Here is a 16,988-nt window from a genome sequence, read left to right as displayed (position 1 = left end):
GTTTGAAAATATGCCCATTGGGGCGGGTCGTGTCAGGCTGGCACCTTGTCCAGCGTTTCGATCTCGGTTGAGGTGGCGGCTTCGGAGAAGCTGCTGTCTGCACCGTAGATTTCGCGGGCCATGCTGGTGGTCAGCTGCGCGGGCGTGCCGTCAAAGACGATTTTGCCGTCGCGCATCCCCACCACGCGGTCGCAATAGCGGCGCGCAGTATCCAGCGTGTGAAGGTTGGCGATGACCATGCGGCCGTCTTCCTCGTGAATGCGGCGCAGCGATTGCATCACCACCTGCGCGTTCATCGGGTCGAGGCTGGCGATGGGTTCATCCGCCAAAATGATCTGCGGGTCTTGCATCAGGGCGCGGGCGATGGCGACGCGCTGCTGCTGGCCACCCGACAGCGCCTCGGCCCGTTTGGGCGCGTGCTGCGCGATGCCCAGACGGTCGAGGATTTCGATCGCGCGGGTGATGTCGGCATCGGGATAGAGGTTGAAGATGCTGCTGAGCGTCGAGCGGCGGTTGAGCGTGCCGTGCAGCACGTTCGACACCACATCCATCCGCGGGACGAGGTTGAACTGCTGAAAGATCATCGCGCATTCCGCCTGCCAGCCACGCCGGGCCGCGCCGCGCAGGTCGGTCACATCGCGCCCTTGAAACAGGATTTGCCCAGAGGAGGCATCGGTCAGCCGGTTCAACATCCGCAGCAGCGTGGATTTCCCCGCGCCGGAACGGCCGATGATTCCGATCATCTGCGGCTTGTCGACCTGCAGATTGGCGCGGGCCACCGCTGTGTTCGCGCCGAATGTTTTGGTCAGTTCAGAAATGACGAGCATAAGTCCCCCGGGGTTTGCGGGGCGAGCTATCGCAGCGGTGAATGTCACGAATGTTTAAGTTTGACGAAGCTTTTGTAACGCGCGGTTTTTTCGGGAACGGCTGCCCCGGGGCGGGCGTTTGTGCTGGTTTTATAGGCGGTTGCACAGCGCGGCTGCCCCCGCGCGGGGCAGTCCGTAGGCTGGGGAATGTGCGGCGCGAGGGCCAGCTAACCTTAATAGAACAAGGGCCAGTGAAATAGAGCTTGCGGAACAAAGCCCCCGGATTAATGCTTTCTCTTACAGGGCGGTTCCGATAGGGCCGCATCGGGTCAGACCGCGCCGCCCTGCGCGGCGGACCGCAATATCTCTGGCCGGATCACCGGTCGCGCAGCGCCATCCAGCCGCGCCCCCTTCGGTGATACAGGCCCCCGACAAGCATCTAAAGGAGCGCGTTTATGGACGCCCAGATTATCGCATTTTTGATTCTGTTGCCGATCACATTGGTTTTTGTCTACGCAGGCATCCACGAGTTCCGGCGCTACAAAAGCGAGGGCAAGGCGAACTATGGGCTGGTTTTCGATGAGGAAAGCGGCACCACCCATGTCAGCGGCATCGCCGAAGACGAAGACCCCTTCGACCCCGGCGATTTTGACCCCAACGACTATAACGATCCCGAAGTGAAAACCGACACGGATGAGCGCAAATCGTGAGCGGTAAGACCCGCAGCGCCGCCTTGCTGCTCTGGCTCGCGCTGCCCGCGGGCGCCGACCCCCTCGCAGAGATCGTGATCTTGGGGGAGGTACATGACAACCCCCATGCCCATCTCGAACAGGCCGCCGCGCTGGAGACGCTGCGCCCCACTGCCGTCGTGTTCGAGATGCTCACCGCCGCGCAAGGGGCAAAGGCCGATGCCGATCGCAGCCAGATCGCGCAGGCTTGGGCGGCAAGCGGTTGGCAGGATTTCGACATCTACGCGCCGATCTTCGATGCTTTGGGCGAAGCCCGGATCATCGGTGCCGCCGCCCCCCGCGAAGCGGTGCGCAGCGTGTATCTTGAGGGCGCAGCCGCGCTTTTCGGGCCGGAGGCGGCGCGCTTTGGCCTTGATCAACCGCTGCCGGACGATCAGCAGGCAGCGCGCATCGAGGTGCAGTTCGCCGCCCATTGCCGGGCCATGCCGCGCGACATGATGGGCGGCATGGTCGCAGTGCAACGCTACCGCGACGCCACATTCGCGCGCGCGGCGCTCGAAGCGCTCGAGACCTACGGCCCGCCCGTGGCCGTGATCACCGGCAACGGCCATGCCCGCACCGATTGGGGCATTCCCGCGCTGATCGCGCAAGCAGCCCCCGAGGTCACGACCCATGCCATCGGCTTTGTTGAGGCTGAGACAGAGATGCCCTTTGACGAGACACACCTGATCCCGCCCACCAAGCGCGAAGACCCCTGTAGCGCCCTGACCAAGAATTAAAGGACCCGCCCATGTACCTTGCCATGAACCGTTTCACCGTACTGCCCGAGAATGCCGCCGCTTTCGAAGAGCTTTGGCTGAACCGCGAAAGCCATCTGAAAGAGACAGAGGGGTTCGTGTCCTTCCACATGCTCAAAGGGCCAGAGGAGGAGGGGACGATCCTCTATGCCTCGCACACCATTTGGGAAAGCGAAGCGCAATTTCGGGCATGGACCACCAGCGACGCCTTTCGCGCGGCGCATGCGCGGGCGGGGCAAACCCGCAAGCTGCACGAAGGCGCCCCACGGTTCGAAGGCTTTCGGACCATCCACCAAATCGAAGCAGTCTGACGCGGGGCAGGCCGGACCTTTCTATACTTGACTAAAATAATCGGATTAAGTAGCCGTTATAAGAGCCCGGTATTTTGGCCGGGGTATGAACGACTTTACGCCGAAACCGTCCAAGCCACCGCGCGTCGGAAGCCCGGATGTCAATGGAAAGGAGCCCGCCCCCGTGAGGACACCCGTGACCACGCCCGAGCCAATGGCCCATGCTCGGCTACAGACGCAATCCAACAACAGCTGGCGCGATATCGCGCTTGGCAGCAACGATACCGCGCCCTGCGATGGCTTTGGCCTTGAGCATCTCATTGATCTGAAACGCGCCCGCCGGATGGGGGGCGCAGGATGAGCCTGATGCAAAAGCTGCCCGATCCCTCGCCCGCAGGCCAACCGGTCGAAGACGCCGTGCATGATGCGCGTGCCTTGGTGCCCAATGGCTCGACGGCCAATATCGTGCTGGACGGCCAAACCTATACGCTGCGCATCACGCGGGCAGGGAAATTGATCCTGACGAAATAGGCCGCGCGGCTCCCCAAGTGTGGTGCGGAACGCCTAAGGCTCGGCTGCGGCTTGCCCTCACGCCACGGCGTCTTTACTGACGCGGCATGCCCGGCCTTTTTGCCTTTTCCGTCCTTCGCCGCTGACATGCTGGCCCTGCTGAGCCTGTTCTTCGCGGCCCTGTTGGCGGCGACGCTGATCCCTGCGCAATCCGAAGCGGTGCTTTTGGGGCTGATGTGGTCGGGTGCCCATGCCAAGGCGCTGTTGTGGCTGGTGGCAACGCTGGGGAATGTGCTGGGCTCGCTGCTGAACTGGCTCCTCGGGCGCTACCTCAGCCATTTTGCCGATCACCGCTGGTTTCCCTTCTCGGCGCGGCAGATGGCGCGGGCCTCTGGCTGGTATCAACGCTGGGGCTATTGGAGCCTGCTGGCCAGTTGGGTGCCGATCATTGGCGATCCGCTGACCTTGGCCGCGGGCATGATGCGCGAACCGCTTTGGCGCTTTTTGCTGATTGTCACCCTTGCCAAAGGCGGGCGCTATCTGGTGCTGATCCTGCTCGCGCGCGGGGTTCTGTGACGCTCAGAGCGGGGTGATCCCTTCGAGCGGCGGCAGCGGGTTGGGCGTGGTCACAAGGGCGGGGCGGCGCTTTTCGTAAAAGGCATTGCCGCCTGCGGTCACCACGTAATGCATGTTGTTGTAATTGGCGTTGTACCACGCCGCGTGGAAGAATTTCGCGCGGGTGACCTTGGGGTGCCGCTCACCCTGAAGCACCGCCAGCGCCGTGGCGCGGGCCAGCGGGGCCCCGCGGTCGCTCATCGGTTTCGTCATCACGCCCGGTGCGAACTGATTGCGCTGGCCGACCACCCCGCAGACCGTATCGGGGAAGGCTTCGGAATGGACGCGGTTCAACACCACTGTGCCCACGGCAACCATCCCGTCGCGGCTGGAGCGGTTGGATTCGAAATACATCGCCCGCGCCATACACTCCACCTCACCCACCGGGACCGCGACCACTTCGGTCTGCTTACCGCCACAAGCGGCGAGCAGGCCAAGGCCCAGCATCAAAGCGGCGGTGCGGATTTTCGGGAGCTGAACGCGCATGGGCGGCCTTTCTGGGTGAGGGGGCAGGTGGCGCGTAATTTTCCAGCAAACGCGGGGCGAGGCAAGACCCGCGCCCCGGCTCAGGCGGTTTCTCTCCGGGCGGGGCGCGCGGGGGCGCTTGGGCTGACGATTGATCTAGTGTAATGCTTGATAAAACAGTCATGAACCCAGCAGGGCCGCCCTTATGAAAGTCACCTACCGGGATGTCAAAACCGACATCTTGTCAAAGATCACCAAGGGGGAATGGCCTCTGGGCAGTCTTGTGCCCAATGAAGTCGATCTGGCCGAGACCTATGGCTGCGCCCGCGCGACGGTCAACCGTGCCATGCGCGAATTGGCCGACGAAGGGTTTATCGAACGCCGCCGCAAAGCCGGGACGCGGGTGCGCATGGCCCCGGTGCGGCAGGCGCGCTTCGACATTCCGTTGGTCCGGGCAGAGATCGAAGAGAAGGGCGCTGATTATCGCTATTCGCTGGTGAGCCACGCGATCGAGCCTGCGCCGGACTGGCTGCGCGCGCGGCTGAAACTGACCGCAGGCAGCGAGGCGCTGCATCTGGTCTGTATGCATTACGCCGACGGCGATCCCTATCAATATGAAGACCGCTGGATCAATCTTGCGACCCTGCCGCAGGCGCGGGAGGAGGATTTCGCAGAGGTGGGGCCGAACGAATGGCTGATCTCGGCAATACCGTTTTCGGATGTTGAGATCAGCCTCTCCGCCGGTTTGGCCGATCAGCGGCTGAGCGAGTATCTGGCCTGTGCTTTGGGCGATCCGGTTTTCACGGTTGAGCGGTCAACCTGGTGGGAGGGGCAGGCGGTGACCTATGTGCGTCTGTCCCATCGCCCCGGTCACCGGCTGACCACGCGCTATTGATGCGCCGCCACGTGAGGGCGGCGGCGCGTGGTGCTCAAAGAATGCCCGGCAGGTCCAGCCCATGCGCGCGGGCGCAATCAAGCGCTTCGTCATAGCCCGCATCCGCATGGCGCATCACACCCGTCGCCGGATCGTTCCACAGCACCCGTTCGATGCGACGGTCGGCGTCTTCGGACCCATCACAGCAGATCACCATGCCGGAGTGCTGCGAAAAGCCCATGCCGACCCCGCCGCCGTGGTGCAGAGATACCCATGTCGCGCCCGAGGCGGTGTTCAAAAGCGCGTTCAGCAGCGGCCAATCCGACACGGCGTCCGAGCCGTCTTTCATCGCCTCCGTCTCGCGGTTGGGCGAGGCGACGGAACCACTGTCGAGGTGGTCGCGCCCGATCACAATGGGCGCGCTTAGCTCGCCAGTGCGGACCATCTCGTTGAAGGCGAGACCGAGCTTGTGGCGCACACCCAGACCCACCCAGCAGATGCGTGCAGGCAGACCTTGGAAGGAAATACGCTCGCGGGCCATATCGAGCCAGTTGTGCAGGTGCGTATCCTCGGCCAAGATTTCCTTCACCTTGGCATCGGTCTTGTAAATATCCTCCGGATCGCCCGACAGCGCCGCCCAGCGGAACGGCCCCACCCCCCGGCAGAACAGCGGACGAATGTAGGCGGGGACAAAGCCGGGGAAATCAAAGGCGTTCTCCAACCCTTCCTCCAGCGCCATCTGGCGGATGTTGTTGCCATAGTCGACCGTGGGGATGCCCGCCGCGTGAAAATCGACCATCGCTTTGACTTGCACTTTCATCGAGGCGCGGGCGGCTTTTTCGACCGCCTTGGGGGCGCTCTCGCGCTTCTCGCGCCAGTCGGCCATGCTCCAGCCCTGCGGCAGATAGCCGTTCACCGGGTCATGGGCGCTGGTCTGGTCGGTGACGATATCGGGGCGCACGCGGCGTTTCACCAGTTCGGGGAAGACATCGGCGGCATTGCCCAAGAGGGCCACGGATTTCGCTTCTCCTGCCGCGGTCCAACGCTCGATCATCTCCAGCGCTTCGTCGAGCGTTTCGGCCTTTTCGTCGACGTATTTTGTACGCAGACGGAAATCGATGCTGTCGGGATTGCACTCGACCGCGAGGCAACAAGCGCCTGCCATCACCGCCGCCAAGGGCTGCGCGCCGCCCATGCCGCCAAGCCCGCCGGTGAGGATCCATTTGCCGGTCAGATCGCCGCCGTAATGCTGGCGGCCCGCCTCGACAAATGTCTCATAGGTGCCCTGCACGATGCCTTGGGAGCCGATGTAGATCCACGAGCCCGCGGTCATCTGGCCGTACATCGCCAGACCCTTCTTATCCAGTTCGTTGAAGTGATCCCAATTCGCCCAATGCGGCACGAGGTTTGAGTTGGCGATCAGTACGCGCGGGGCGTCTTTGTGGGTCTGAAAGACGCCAACTGGCTTGCCCGATTGCACCAGTAGCGTTTGGTCGTCTTCGAGCGCGCGGAGCGAGGCGACGATCTGGTCATAATCCTTCCACGTCCGCGCCGCACGGCCAATTCCGCCATAGACGACCAGCTCATGGGGGTTCTCGGCCACGTCTGGGTGCAAGTTGTTCATCAGCATCCGCAGGGGCGCTTCGGTGAGCCAGCTTTTCGCCGAAAGCTCGGTGCCGGTGGCGGGATAGATGTCACGGGTGTTCTTGCGCGGATCGCTCATGATGTGCCTTTCAAGGTAGGGGCCATCGCGGCCAGAGTGGTTAGGATATCGGTCAGGTGCACGCGCAGGCGCGCAGATTTTTCAGTGTCATAGGGCCAAGGCGGGGCTTCGGCGCTGAGGTAGCTGCTTTGCGCCAGTTCCATCTGGATGGCGTGAAACCCTTCGGTGGGGCGGCCATAGTGGCGGGTGGTCCAGCCGCCTTTGAAACGCCCGTTGGTGACGGAGGTATAGCCGGGCGCGGCGGTGCAGATGTCCGCGACGGCGGCTGCGATCTCAGGTGCGCAGGTGGTGCCGAGGTTCGTGCCGATGTTGAAATCGGGCAAGGGGCCGTCGAACAGGAAGGGGATCAGGGAGCGGATTGAGTGACAGTCATAGAGGATCGCCACGCCATGCAGGTCGCGGACGCGGGCCAGTTCCGCCGCAAGCGCCGCGTGATAGGGCGCGTGGAATGTCTCGCGGCGGGTCTCGATCTCGGCTTCGTCGGGCGGGGTTGTCCAAATGTCCTGCCCGTCGAAATCCGTCAGCGGCACCAGCCCGGTGGTGTTTTGGCCGGGGTAGAGCGATGCGCCCGAAGGGTCGCGGTTGGCGTCGATCACATAGCGGTGAAAGGTCGCGCGCACGGTGGTCGCGCCGGGCAGCAACCCTTGGTAAAGCCGGTGAATATGCCAGTCGGTATCCGCCAATTCGCGCCCACGCGGGTTCAGATCGCGGCGCACCGTGTCGGGCAGATCGGTGCCGGTATGCGGCAGGCCAAGCACGATGGGGCTGTCGCTGCGGGTGATCTCTACGGGGGTCATGCGGAAAGCTCCGGCATCTCGATGGCGGCGGCGCGGGTGATCTCGCCTTGCGCTACCATCTGTGCCGCGCGTTCCAGATCGGGGGCGAGGTAGCGGTCCTCATCCAGCGTCGCGACATCCCTGCGGACCCGTGTCACCACACGCTGCAGGGTCTCACTGGTCGTCAGCGGCGCGCGGAAGTCGATGCCCTGCGCGGCGCAGAGCAACTCGACCCCCAAGATACGGTTCAGGTTGTCGATCATCTGCCCCAGCCGCCGCGCGCCATGGGCGGCCATGCTGACATGATCCTCTTGGTTGGCCGAGGTCGGCGTGCTGTCGGTGACACACGGATTGGCGAGGTGTTTGTTCTCACTCATCAGCGCGGCGGTGGTGACCTCGGCGATCATATAGCCGCTGTTGAGGCCGGGGTTCGGGGTGAGGAAGGGCGGCAGGTTGAAGCTGAGCACCGGGTCCACGATCAACGCCACGCGGCGCTGCGCGATTGCGCCGATTTCGGCCACGGCGAGGGCGATCATGTCGGCGGCAAAACCCACGGGTTCGGCATGGAAATTCCCACCTGAGACGATCAGGTCCGCGCCCACAAGCACCAGCGGGTTGTCGGTGGCGGCATTGGCTTCGACCTCAAGCGTGCGGGCGGCCATGCGCAGCACGTCCATCGCGGCCCCGGTCACCTGCGGCTGGCAACGGATGCAATAGGGGTCTTGCACGCGGGCGTCATTCGCCACGTGGCTCTCGCGGATATCCGAGCCGTTGAGCAGGGCGCGCATGGTCTCGCCTGCTTCAATCTGGCCGCGATGGCCGCGTAGGGCGTGGATCTCGGGTTGCAGCGGCGCGGTGGAGCCCATGATCGCATCCGTGGACAGGGCCGAGATCACAAGCGCCGAGTTTGCCGCCCGCCATGCGTCAAACAGCCCCGCCAGCGCGAAAGCGGTCGAGAATTGCGTGCCGTTGATCAGCGCCAGCCCTTCTTTGGGGCCGAACTCCAGCGGGGTGAGACCAGCGGCGGCCAGCGCCTCTCCGCCGGGCATGACGCGGCCCTCAAACTCCGCCTCGCCGTGGCCCATCATCACGGCGGCCATATGGGCCAAGGGGGCCAGATCGCCCGAGGCACCGACCGATCCTTGCGCGGGGATCACCGGGGTCACGCCACGCTCCAGCATGGCTTCGATCAGATCGACGACCTCAAGCCTCACGCCCGAGGCGCCGCGTCCGAGGCTCAGAAGTTTGAGCGCCATCAAGAGCCGCGCATGGCCGCGCGAGATCGCCGGGCCGACGCCGCAGCAATGCGACAGGATCAGGTTGCGTTGCAAGGTAGCCGTGTCTTCCGAAGCGATCTTGACCGAGGCGAGTTTGCCGAAACCGGTGTTCACGCCGTAGACGGCATCCTCGCCCGCCACCGCTTTGGCGATGCGCGCATGGGCCAGTTCAATCGCCGGGCGGCAGGCGGGGGCAAGCTTTACCGCGGCCTCCTCGCGGTAAATGCGGGCCAGATCGTCCAAGGTGGCCGCGCCGGGGGTGAGGGTCAGGGTGGTCACGATTGGCCTCCGAAAATGCGAGAATGAAGCGGGTTGAAGCCGATGCGATAGGCGAGCTCGGCGGGGTGTTTGATGTTCCAGACCGCAAGGTCGGCGCGCAGGCCGGGGCGGATCATGCCGCACCCCTCTAGCCCAAGCGCGCGGGCGGCATGGTGCGTGGCCCCGCGGAGCGCCTCTTCGGGGGTCATGCGGAACAGGGTGCAGCCCATGTTAAGCGTCAGCAGCAGCGAGTTCAGCGGCGACGACCCGGGGTTGATATCCGTCGCCAGCGCCATCGGCACGCCGTGTTTGCGCAGCAGATCAATCGGGGGCGCTTGGGTTTCGCGCAGGGTATAAAAGGCGCCGGGGAGGATGACGGCGACGGTGCCCGCCTTGGCCATCGCTTTCACGCCGTCCGCGTCAAGGTACTCGATATGATCCGCCGAGAGCGCGCCATAGGAGGCCGCGAGTTTCGCGCCGCCAAGGTTCGACAGTTGTTCGGCATGCAGCTTCACCGGCAGGCCGAGTTCCTGCGCCACGTCAAAGACCCGCGCGATCTGGGCGGGCTGAAAGGCGATGCCTTCGCAGAACCCATCCACCGCATCGACCAGCCCCTCGGCATGGGCGGCGCGTAGGGCGGGGAGGCAGACTTCGTCGATATAGGCGTCAGCGCGGCCTGCGTATTCGACTGGCGTGGCGTGCGCACCGAGGAAGGTCGTCCGCACGCGGATCGGGCGCTGCTGGCCCACGGCGCGGGCGGTGCGGAGCATGCGCAGCTCGGTCTCAATGTCCAAGCCATAGCCGGATTTGATCTCGATCCCCGTGACGCCTTCGGCGATCAACACATCGACGCGGCGCAGGGCATCCGCCAGCAGGTCGGCCTCACTGGCGGCGCGGGTGGCGGTGACGGTTGAGACGATGCCGCCCCCGGCGCGGGCGACCTCTTCGTAGCTGGCCCCTTCAAGGCGCATTTCGAACTCCCGCGCGCGGTTGCCGCCGTGGACGATGTGGGTGTGGCAGTCGATCAGACCGGGGGTGACGAGGCGGTTGCCCAGCGATTCTGCCGGCTGGTCGCGAAAGGCACGCGGCAGATGAGTGCGCGGGCCGACCCATGCGATCTCGCTCCCGGCAATCGCAATCGCTGCATTCTCAATCATGCCATAGGGCTCTGTGCCGTCTAGGGTCGCGGCGGTGAGGTCGATCAAGACCCGTTCGTGCTCTGCCATCTCTATCGCCTCCTCCTAAGGTTTCACTTTTCTAACGCGGTTTTAATTGTTATATGTCTATACATAAAAAACCGAAAGGCCGTCAAATGATTTTCGCAAAACACGCAAAACTGCCGCAGGGCTGGGCGCGGGACGTTCGGATTACGGTGGCAGAGGGCCGCATCACGGCGGTGCAGACCGGTCAGTCGCCGCATCCTGACGACAGCCGCGCCGATACGCTGCTGCCTGCGCTCGCCAATCTGCACAGCCACAGCTTCCAACGCGCCATGGCCGGGATGACCGAAGTGCGCATGGCGGGGAAAGACAGCTTTTGGACGTGGCGGGACCTGATGTATCGCTTCACCGCCCATCTCACGCCCACGCATATTGAGGCCATCGCCGCCTTTGTTTTCCTTGAGATGCAAGAGACGGGTTTTGCCAGCGTGGGCGAGTTTCATTACGTGCATCACCAGCCCGGCGGCACGCCCTACGATGATCTAGGGGAGCTTTCGACCCGGATCGCGGCGGCGGCGGCGGAGACGGGGATCGGGCTGACGCATTTGCCGGTGCTCTATACCTACGGCGGCGCGGGGCAGGTGCCCTTGCAGGCGGGGCAGGCGCGTTTTGGCAATGGGGTGGCGCAGTTCAATGCGCTGATAGAGCGGGCGAAACGGGCGGTGGCTGATCTCCCCCCAGACTGCCGTGTGGGCATCGCGCCGCATTCGCTGCGCGCCACAGCCCCGGCGGAACTGACCGAGGTGCTGGCCGCGCATCCCGAGGTGCCGACCCATATCCACATCGCCGAACAGCCCAAGGAGGTCGCAGACATCTCGGACTGGCTCAGCGCGCGGCCGGTGGACTGGTTGCTGGCGAACGCTGAGGTGAACGAGAACTGGTGCCTGATCCATGCGACCCACATGACCGAGGCAGAGACGGCGGCCATGGCCCGCACCGGCGCGGTCGCGGGGCTCTGCCCGGTGACGGAGGCGAACTTGGGCGATGGGCCGTTCAATGGGCCGGGCTACCTCGCTGCTGGGGGGCGGTTTGGCATTGGGTCGGATTCCAACGTGTTAATTTCATTGACCGAAGAGTTGCGCACCTTGGAGTACTCCCAACGCCTGCGCGATTTGGCGCGCAACGTGATGGTGCCGGGCGAAGGCTCGGTCGGGGAGACGCTGTATACCGGGGCCGCGCGCGGTGGTGCGCAGGCGCTTGGCCGGGGAGCGGGCGAGATTGCAGTGGGCGCATGGGCCGACCTGATGGCAATCGACAGCCAAGACCCGGCGCTTTGTGCGCTGCGGCCCGCGCAACTGCTCGACGGTCTGGTCTTTGCAGCGAAGGATCGGGTGGTGACGGATCTGTGGTCGGCGGGGCGCCATGCGGTGACGGGCGGGCGGCACCGGCAGCGTGACCGGATCGTGGCGGGCTACCGGCGCGCCATGGCCGAGTTGACGGCGCTTTTGTGAAACCTTCCAGCCTTCGGGAACTTTGCCGCGGCCTGCCGGGTTTGCCCCCTAACAAGGGCCGCGCGCGGCGTGGTGTTGTGCGGCATAGCCCGAAGCCAGCGAAAGGAAGCGGATCATGAGTCCACCAGACACAAATCTGAAGAAGCAGGAAAGCCGTCACAAATGGCCGCTGATCGGCATGGCGATTGTCGTGATCTTTGGCATCGGCATCATCGTCTTCTGGACGGGCGAGGAAGTCGCCACCGCCCCCGGTACCGAAGACGAGGTCATCGTCGACGATGGCACCGCGATTGAAGGCGACGACACGGCAACCGTGCCTGTCGCACCCGATTGACCCCAAGCCAACAGTATTGACCGCCAAGACCCGGAAGCCTCTGCTTCCGGGTTTTTTGTTGTTTGCCTCTGCCGCACGGGCGGGCCATCTTGCAGCGGTATCATGGGCATCGGGGCAGAACTATGTGGTATCTTGTAGGGGACATCGGCGGCACCAACCTGCGGCTTGCGGCGGTGGACCCGGCGGGCGCGGTGCTGCGGCGCTGCACGCATCGCACCGATGGGCTGACCACATTGCCAGACGCCTGCGCGGCGCTTTGTCGCGAGATGGGCGGCGCACCCGAGGGGGTCGCGGTGGCGGTGGCCGGGGTGGTTGTCGACGGGCAGGTGCGCATGACCAACGCCGCGCGCAGCATCTCGCGCGATGATCTGGCGCGGGCCTGTGATGTGGCCTCCTGCAAGGTGCTGTTGCTCAATGATTTCGAGGCGGCGGCCTGGTCCTTGGCCACGCTGGACGCGGCCAAGGTGAGCTTTCTTCAGGGCGGCCCTGCGCCGCAACCGGGCGCGCGGGTGATCATTGGACCGGGGACGGGCTTGGGCGTGGGGTCTTTGGTCTGGCAAGGGGCGCAGCCCACGGCGGTGCCGGGCGAAGGCGGGCATCTGCGGCTCACCCCCCATAGCGCCGAGGAAGTGGCCTATTTCGAAGCCCTGATCGCGCTTTGGCCCGAGGTGCAGATGGGCGACGCGCTGGCGGTCGAGGCCGAGGCGATCCTGTCGGGCACCGGCATCCCCTATTGGTACCGCGCCATCGCAACCGCACGCGGCGAGGCGGCGCATCTGGAGGGGGCGGCGGCGATCTTTGCCGCGGCCAAGGCTGAGGAGGACGCGAGTGCCTGCCGGGCGGTGGCCTTGATGGCGCGATATCTTGGGGGAGTCGCGGGGGATTTGGGTCTGGTCTTGGGCGCACGCGGTGGGGTTTTCATCACGGGGGGCGTGGCGCAGCAGAACCCTTGGATATTGGATGAGGCCTTCCTCGCTGCCTTCAACGCGGGCGGGCGGCACAGCAAATGGCGCGCGGCGCTCCCCTTGGGCCTGTGCAATGACCCCGACTTTGGCCTCATGGGGGCGCGCAACTGTCTGTTTGTGCAGCACGACCGCCCCCTGCCGGATTGACAGCAGGCTCCGCGCCGCCATGATCGCCGCAGCAGCCGGAGTGCCCTATGTCCAACCTTAATGATCCAAAACGCCAGTTCTTAGCGGAGCTGTTCGACACCGCCGTCGCCGCCGCCGATCCGGGGCTGATCTTGAAAGACAGGCTGCCGCCGCCGCCCAAGGGCCGCACGGTGGTGATCGGCGCGGGCAAAGGGGCGGCGCAATTGGCGCAGGCGTTCGAGGCGCTCTGGCCGCATCCCTATGACGGTGTCGTGGTCACCCGCTATGGCTATGGTGCGCCTTGTGAGCGCATCAAGGTGTTGGAGGCCGCCCATCCGGTGCCCGATCAGGCCGGGATCGTGGCCGCCCGCGCCTTGCAGGATGCGCTGCGCGGGCTGGGGCCGGAGGATCAGGTGATCGCGCTGATCTGCGGCGGCGGGTCGTCGCTTTTGCCCGCCCCGCCCGAGGGGCTGACGCTGGAGGATTTGCAGGCCCTGAACTCTGCGCTTCTAGCCTCCGGCGCGCCGATCTCTGTCATGAACGACATTCGCAAGCAGTTCAGCACGGTCAACGGCGGGCGGCTGGCGGAACTGGCCTATCCTGCGCAGGTGGTGAGCCTTGTCGTCTCGGATGTGCCGGGGGATGATCCCGGTGCCGTGGCCTCTGGCCCCACGGTGCCGGGGCGTAGGGCCGCGGCGGAGGTTTTGGAGGAGGTGGCCGCGCGGGGGCTGGAACTGCCGCCCCGTTGCATGGCTTTTCTGCAAATGGCCGCGCAGCAGCCTGCGCAAGACGCGCCCAGCAAGACGGCCACGCATGTTATTGCCTCTGCGGGTCTGTCCCTCACCGCGGCGGCCAAGGCGGCACAGGCGCGGGGGGTGACCGCATGGATACTGTCGGACGCGATCGAAGGCGAGGCGCGCGAGGTGGCGCTGGTGCATGCCGCGCTCGCCCGGCAGGCGCAACGAAGTGGTTACCCGCATCCCGCGCCGCTGGTGCTGCTCTCAGGCGGAGAGACGACGGTCACCCTGCGCCACAAGGGGCGCGGCGGGCGCAACAGTGAATTCGCGCTGTCCTTGGCGCTGGCACTCGACGGGCAGGAAGGCATCACCGCCTTGGCGGCGGACACCGACGGCATCGACGGGTCAGAGGATAACGCGGGCGCATTCGTCGCGCCGGGCACGGCGGGCGCGATGCGCGCGGCAGGGGTGGACCCACGCCGCGCCTTGCAGCACAACGATGCCTACGGTGCGTTTGCGGCGGTAGACGCCCTGTTTCACACCGGCCCCACCGGGACCAATGTGAATGATTTCCGCGCCCTGCTGATCGGCGATCTACCCAATAACTGAGCCGGTTCTGGGTCCGCCTAGGTGCGGTCGAAGATAATCACGTTGCGCTTCGCAGCGCCGGTCTTGGTGTCGGCTATCGCCTCGTTGATCTGATCCAGCCGCCAGCGCCCGGAGATCAGGCTGTCGAGTTGCAAGCGGCCCTGAAGGTAAAGGTCGACCATCCACGGGATATCGCGCTGGATCACCACGTCGCCCATTTTGGAGCCGACCATACCTTGCCCCAAGGCGGCAAGGACCACCGGCTCATAGCTGGCCTCGGCTCCGCTGTGGGGCATGCCAACCATGATCACCCGGCCCCCGGCGGCAAGGTAGCGCGGCGCGGTTTCATAGGCGGGGATCGCGCCCACGGTGACGATCACGGCATCCGCCCCGCGCCCCATGGCCTTGAAGGCCGCGCGCCACGGCTTCGCCTCGGTCGCGAGCACGGTGTCGGTCGCGCCGAATTCGCGGGCGATGGCGAGCTTTTCTTCGGTCATGTCCACCGCCACGATCCGCCGTGCGCCCGCGATGCGCGCCCCTTGGATGGCATTAAGGCCGACCCCGCCCGCGCCGATCACCACCACATCTTGGCCTGCGCGCAGCCCCGCTGCATTGACCACGGCACCCACGCCGGTGATTACGCCGCAGGCGATCAGACAGGCGGCGTCTTTGGGGATGTCATGCGAGATTTTCACGGCCTGCGAGCGGTCGACCACCACTTTTTCGGCGAAACCGCCGGTGTTCATGGCTTGAAAAAGCGGCGCCCCCTCTGCGGTCTGAAGCGGCCCTTCGGGCGCTTGCGGTGTTTCGCAGATCGTCGGCTGACCCGAGGCACAGTTGGGGCAGCTGCCGCAGGCGCGGATCAGGGTGACCACCACGCTGTCGCCCTCGACCAGCCCCTGTACATTCGGCCCCACGGCGCTGACCCGACCTGCGGCCTCATGGCCATAGACGGCAGGCAGGGTGCCGCCCCAGCCGCCTTCGGCAAACAGGATGTCGGAGTGGCAGATCGCCACGGCATCCAAGGTCACTTCGACCTCGCCGGATTGTGGTGCCTGCAGGCGGATGTCTTCGACGCTCAGCGGGCTGTCAAAGGCATGGCAGACGGCGGCTTTGATGGTTTGCAATGGCCTGTCCCTTTCACTTGGTTTTCGCCAGCCTGACGCGGAAGGGCCGGTGGTGCAAGGCGGGGAATGGGTCTAATGCGGCGAAGTGCCGGTTTGTGACGTGAGGAGAGGGCGGCTGGCAAAGATCACCAGCCCGCCGAGGGTCAGAAGCAGCGCCAGCAAGAAGGGCGCGCCGGGCAGGTAAAGCGCGGTATCAGGCGCCGTGAAATAGGCAAAGACCGCGGTCATCGCCAAGGGAGAGATGATCATCGCCAGCGCGGTGGAGGAACTGAGCGCGCCGTGCAGCTCGCCTTGGGCATCGGCGCTGACGCGGGCCGACATGATGCCTTGAAGTGCCGGGGGGATGACCCCGGCAAGGGCGGCAAGCGGGGTCATGATCAGCGCCCAGGTGCCTGAGGTCAGCACGGTCAGCGCGGCAAAGGCGGCAAGGGCAAAGACATGGCCCAAGATCACCGTGGCACGCGCGCCCAAGCGGCGGATCACGGGGCCGATCAGCGCACCTTGGACAAGGGCCATTTGCACGCCAAAAAGACCCAGCGACAGGCCGATCATCGTGGGGGACCAGCCAAACCGCTCGACGCCGAAATAGGCCCAGACCGCCGGATAGGCGGCAAAGCCCACGTGGTAGATGAAATAGACCGCCAGAAGCCTGCCGATCTCGGGCAGGCGGCCAAGGGCACGCAGCGCACCCAGCGGATTGGCCCGCCGCCAGTCAAAGGCGCGGCGCTGCGTCTGGGGCAGGGTTTCGCGCAGCACGGCCCAGCCGAGGGCCGCATTGCCTGCCGCCAGCACCGCCGCCGCCCAAAACGGCGCGCGGGTGCCATATTCACCCAAGATGCCGCCCATCAGCGGCCCCAGAACAAAGCCCGCGCCAAAGGCCGCGCCGATCAGCCCGAAACGCGCCGCGCGGTCCTGCGCCGGAGAGATGTCGGCCATATAGGCCGAGGCCGTGGCATGGGTTGCCGCCGTCACACCGCCCACCAGCCGCCCGATCAGCAGAAGCCATACGCTGCCCGCCAGTGCCATGACGCCGTAATCCACCGTCATCACGACCAACGCCAGCAGCAGCACCGGACGGCGGCCAAAACGGTCGGACAGGCCACCCAAAACCGGGCCGAAAAGGAATTGCATCGCGGCAAACCCCGTGGCCAGCACGCCGCCCCAAAGGGCCGCATCACTCAGCCCCCCGCCGCGCACTTCGCGGATCAGGTCGGGCATCACGGGCAGGATCAGACCGACGCCCATGGCATCGATCATCACCGTCACAAGAATAAAGATCAGCGGCAGCGGCATCCGGTCAGATGTGGTCCGCGTGAGGGGCAAAGGCAAGGGCGCCCGGTGCAAGGAGACGCGGCTGCGC

Annotated in this window: 19 protein-coding genes; 11 read left to right on the top strand and 8 right to left on the bottom strand. The window is 65.3% G+C overall.

Annotated features, from left to right (window positions below; genetic code table 11):
• Positions 1-32: 32 nt before the first annotated feature.
• The gene (phnC, locus tag J3456_RS05215) at positions 33-827 is read right to left on the bottom strand and encodes a phosphonate ABC transporter ATP-binding protein (RefSeq protein WP_349579212.1); all 795 of its coding nucleotides are present in this window, start codon (positions 825-827) and stop codon (positions 33-35) included.
• Between the two features lie 434 nt (positions 828-1,261).
• Between phnC and J3456_RS05210 the strand changes: the two genes are divergently transcribed.
• The 6 genes from J3456_RS05210 to J3456_RS05185 all read left to right on the top strand — a co-directional run bounded on the left by J3456_RS05210 (position 1,262) and on the right by J3456_RS05185 (position 3,668).
• Entirely contained in the window at positions 1,262-1,516 is a 255-nt protein-coding gene (locus J3456_RS05210; protein ID WP_349579211.1) for a hypothetical protein, read from the top strand.
• A complete protein-coding gene (locus J3456_RS05205; protein WP_349579210.1) occupies positions 1,513-2,274 on the top strand; it encodes a ChaN family lipoprotein in 762 nt (253 codons plus the stop codon). The genes J3456_RS05210 and J3456_RS05205 overlap by 4 nt, the downstream gene beginning before the upstream one ends.
• A gap of 11 nt (positions 2,275-2,285) precedes the next feature.
• Positions 2,286-2,603, top strand: coding sequence for a heme-degrading protein HmuQ (gene hmuQ / locus J3456_RS05200; protein WP_349579209.1), 318 nt, complete (start codon positions 2,286-2,288; stop codon positions 2,601-2,603).
• 163 nt (positions 2,604-2,766) lie between these two features.
• The gene (locus tag J3456_RS05195) at positions 2,767-2,943 is read left to right on the top strand and encodes a hypothetical protein (protein ID WP_349579208.1); all 177 of its coding nucleotides are present in this window, start codon (positions 2,767-2,769) and stop codon (positions 2,941-2,943) included.
• Between the two features lie 5 nt (positions 2,944-2,948).
• Positions 2,949-3,113, top strand: coding sequence for a hemin uptake protein HemP (locus tag J3456_RS05190; RefSeq protein WP_082849466.1), 165 nt, complete (start codon positions 2,949-2,951; stop codon positions 3,111-3,113).
• A 51-nt stretch (positions 3,114-3,164) separates the two neighbouring features.
• Complete coding sequence (locus J3456_RS05185) at positions 3,165-3,668, top strand: YqaA family protein (RefSeq protein ID WP_502989492.1); 504 nt, start codon at positions 3,165-3,167, stop codon at positions 3,666-3,668.
• 3 nt (positions 3,669-3,671) lie between these two features.
• Here J3456_RS05185 and J3456_RS05180 read toward each other — a convergent pair whose 3' ends face one another.
• Positions 3,672-4,193 carry a cell wall hydrolase gene (locus tag J3456_RS05180; RefSeq protein WP_349579207.1) on the bottom strand — a complete coding sequence of 174 codons (522 nt, stop codon included), beginning with the start codon at positions 4,191-4,193 and terminating at the stop codon, positions 3,672-3,674.
• 184 nt (positions 4,194-4,377) lie between these two features.
• Here J3456_RS05180 and hutC point away from each other — a divergent pair, with 184 nt between their 5' ends.
• Positions 4,378-5,067, top strand: a complete 690-nt coding sequence (hutC, locus tag J3456_RS05175; protein WP_349579206.1) for a histidine utilization transcriptional repressor HutC — start codon at positions 4,378-4,380, stop codon at positions 5,065-5,067.
• Between the two features lie 34 nt (positions 5,068-5,101).
• Here hutC and hutU read toward each other — a convergent pair whose 3' ends face one another.
• The 4 genes from hutU to hutI are packed head-to-tail and all read right to left on the bottom strand — an operon-like array spanning position 5,102 to position 10,306.
• The gene (gene hutU / locus J3456_RS05170; RefSeq protein ID WP_349579205.1) at positions 5,102-6,769 is read right to left on the bottom strand and encodes a urocanate hydratase; all 1,668 of its coding nucleotides are present in this window, start codon (positions 6,767-6,769) and stop codon (positions 5,102-5,104) included.
• Complete coding sequence (gene hutG / locus J3456_RS05165; RefSeq protein WP_349579204.1) at positions 6,766-7,566, bottom strand: N-formylglutamate deformylase; 801 nt, start codon at positions 7,564-7,566, stop codon at positions 6,766-6,768. Before hutG ends, hutU begins: the two co-directional genes overlap by 4 nt.
• On the bottom strand, positions 7,563-9,101 hold the full coding sequence (gene hutH, locus J3456_RS05160) for a histidine ammonia-lyase (RefSeq protein ID WP_349579203.1): 1,539 nt from the start codon (positions 9,099-9,101) through the stop codon (positions 7,563-7,565). The genes hutG and hutH overlap by 4 nt, the downstream gene beginning before the upstream one ends.
• On the bottom strand, positions 9,098-10,306 hold the full coding sequence (gene hutI / locus J3456_RS05155; RefSeq protein ID WP_349579202.1) for an imidazolonepropionase: 1,209 nt from the start codon (positions 10,304-10,306) through the stop codon (positions 9,098-9,100). The genes hutH and hutI overlap by 4 nt, the downstream gene beginning before the upstream one ends.
• 86 nt (positions 10,307-10,392) lie before the next feature.
• Here hutI and J3456_RS05150 point away from each other — a divergent pair, with 86 nt between their 5' ends.
• The 4 genes from J3456_RS05150 (at position 10,393) to J3456_RS05135 (ending at position 14,522) form a co-directional block, all read left to right on the top strand.
• On the top strand, positions 10,393-11,751 hold the full coding sequence (locus J3456_RS05150) for a formimidoylglutamate deiminase (RefSeq protein ID WP_349579201.1): 1,359 nt from the start codon (positions 10,393-10,395) through the stop codon (positions 11,749-11,751).
• A gap of 115 nt (positions 11,752-11,866) precedes the next feature.
• Positions 11,867-12,085 carry a hypothetical protein gene (locus tag J3456_RS05145; protein WP_067935872.1) on the top strand — a complete coding sequence of 73 codons (219 nt, stop codon included), beginning with the start codon at positions 11,867-11,869 and terminating at the stop codon, positions 12,083-12,085.
• A 122-nt stretch (positions 12,086-12,207) separates the two neighbouring features.
• Positions 12,208-13,197: a glucokinase gene (locus J3456_RS05140; RefSeq protein ID WP_349579200.1), complete on the top strand. Its 990-nt coding sequence runs from the start codon at positions 12,208-12,210 to the stop codon at positions 13,195-13,197.
• 47 nt (positions 13,198-13,244) lie between these two features.
• Complete coding sequence (locus J3456_RS05135) at positions 13,245-14,522, top strand: glycerate kinase type-2 family protein (RefSeq protein WP_349579197.1); 1,278 nt, start codon at positions 13,245-13,247, stop codon at positions 14,520-14,522.
• 17 nt (positions 14,523-14,539) lie between these two features.
• Here J3456_RS05135 and J3456_RS05130 read toward each other — a convergent pair whose 3' ends face one another.
• Together J3456_RS05130 and J3456_RS05125 are read right to left on the bottom strand one after the other, a co-directional pair.
• Positions 14,540-15,628 (bottom strand): zinc-binding dehydrogenase, encoded by a 1,089-nt coding sequence (locus J3456_RS05130; protein WP_348409674.1) that lies wholly within the window; start codon positions 15,626-15,628, stop codon positions 14,540-14,542.
• Positions 15,629-15,700: 72 nt separating this feature from the next.
• The gene (locus J3456_RS05125; RefSeq protein ID WP_349579434.1) at positions 15,701-16,921 is read right to left on the bottom strand and encodes a TCR/Tet family MFS transporter; all 1,221 of its coding nucleotides are present in this window, start codon (positions 16,919-16,921) and stop codon (positions 15,701-15,703) included.
• Positions 16,922-16,988 lie beyond the last annotated feature (67 nt).

Origin of the sequence: Sulfitobacter sp. NFXS29 (genome assembly GCF_040148765.1) — a bacterium.
In the GTDB taxonomy this organism is placed as follows: domain Bacteria; phylum Pseudomonadota; class Alphaproteobacteria; order Rhodobacterales; family Rhodobacteraceae; genus Sulfitobacter.
This window is presented reverse-complemented; position numbering and strand designations above follow the sequence as displayed.

Excerpts from the sequence above, each read along its gene's own strand:
- J3456_RS05145 (WP_067935872.1), top strand. The coding sequence starts at position 11,867 with ATGAGTCCACCAGACACAAATCTGAAGAAGCAGGAAAGCCGTCACAAA.
- J3456_RS05125 (WP_349579434.1), bottom strand. The coding sequence starts at position 16,921 with ATGCCGCTGCCGCTGATCTTTATTCTTGTGACGGTGATGATCGATGCC.
- hutC (WP_349579206.1), top strand. The coding sequence starts at position 4,378 with ATGAAAGTCACCTACCGGGATGTCAAAACCGACATCTTGTCAAAGATC.
- J3456_RS05190 (WP_082849466.1), top strand. The coding sequence starts at position 2,949 with ATGCAAAAGCTGCCCGATCCCTCGCCCGCAGGCCAACCGGTCGAAGAC.
- J3456_RS05180 (WP_349579207.1), bottom strand. The coding sequence starts at position 4,193 with ATGCGCGTTCAGCTCCCGAAAATCCGCACCGCCGCTTTGATGCTGGGC.
- phnC (WP_349579212.1), bottom strand. The coding sequence starts at position 827 with ATGCTCGTCATTTCTGAACTGACCAAAACATTCGGCGCGAACACAGCG.
- hutI (WP_349579202.1), bottom strand. The coding sequence starts at position 10,306 with ATGGCAGAGCACGAACGGGTCTTGATCGACCTCACCGCCGCGACCCTA.
- hutU (WP_349579205.1), bottom strand. The coding sequence starts at position 6,769 with ATGAGCGATCCGCGCAAGAACACCCGTGACATCTATCCCGCCACCGGC.
- hutG (WP_349579204.1), bottom strand. The coding sequence starts at position 7,566 with ATGACCCCCGTAGAGATCACCCGCAGCGACAGCCCCATCGTGCTTGGC.
- J3456_RS05135 (WP_349579197.1), top strand. The coding sequence starts at position 13,245 with ATGTCCAACCTTAATGATCCAAAACGCCAGTTCTTAGCGGAGCTGTTC.
- J3456_RS05140 (WP_349579200.1), top strand. The coding sequence starts at position 12,208 with ATGTGGTATCTTGTAGGGGACATCGGCGGCACCAACCTGCGGCTTGCG.
- J3456_RS05210 (WP_349579211.1), top strand. The coding sequence starts at position 1,262 with ATGGACGCCCAGATTATCGCATTTTTGATTCTGTTGCCGATCACATTG.
- J3456_RS05150 (WP_349579201.1), top strand. The coding sequence starts at position 10,393 with ATGATTTTCGCAAAACACGCAAAACTGCCGCAGGGCTGGGCGCGGGAC.
- hmuQ (WP_349579209.1), top strand. The coding sequence starts at position 2,286 with ATGTACCTTGCCATGAACCGTTTCACCGTACTGCCCGAGAATGCCGCC.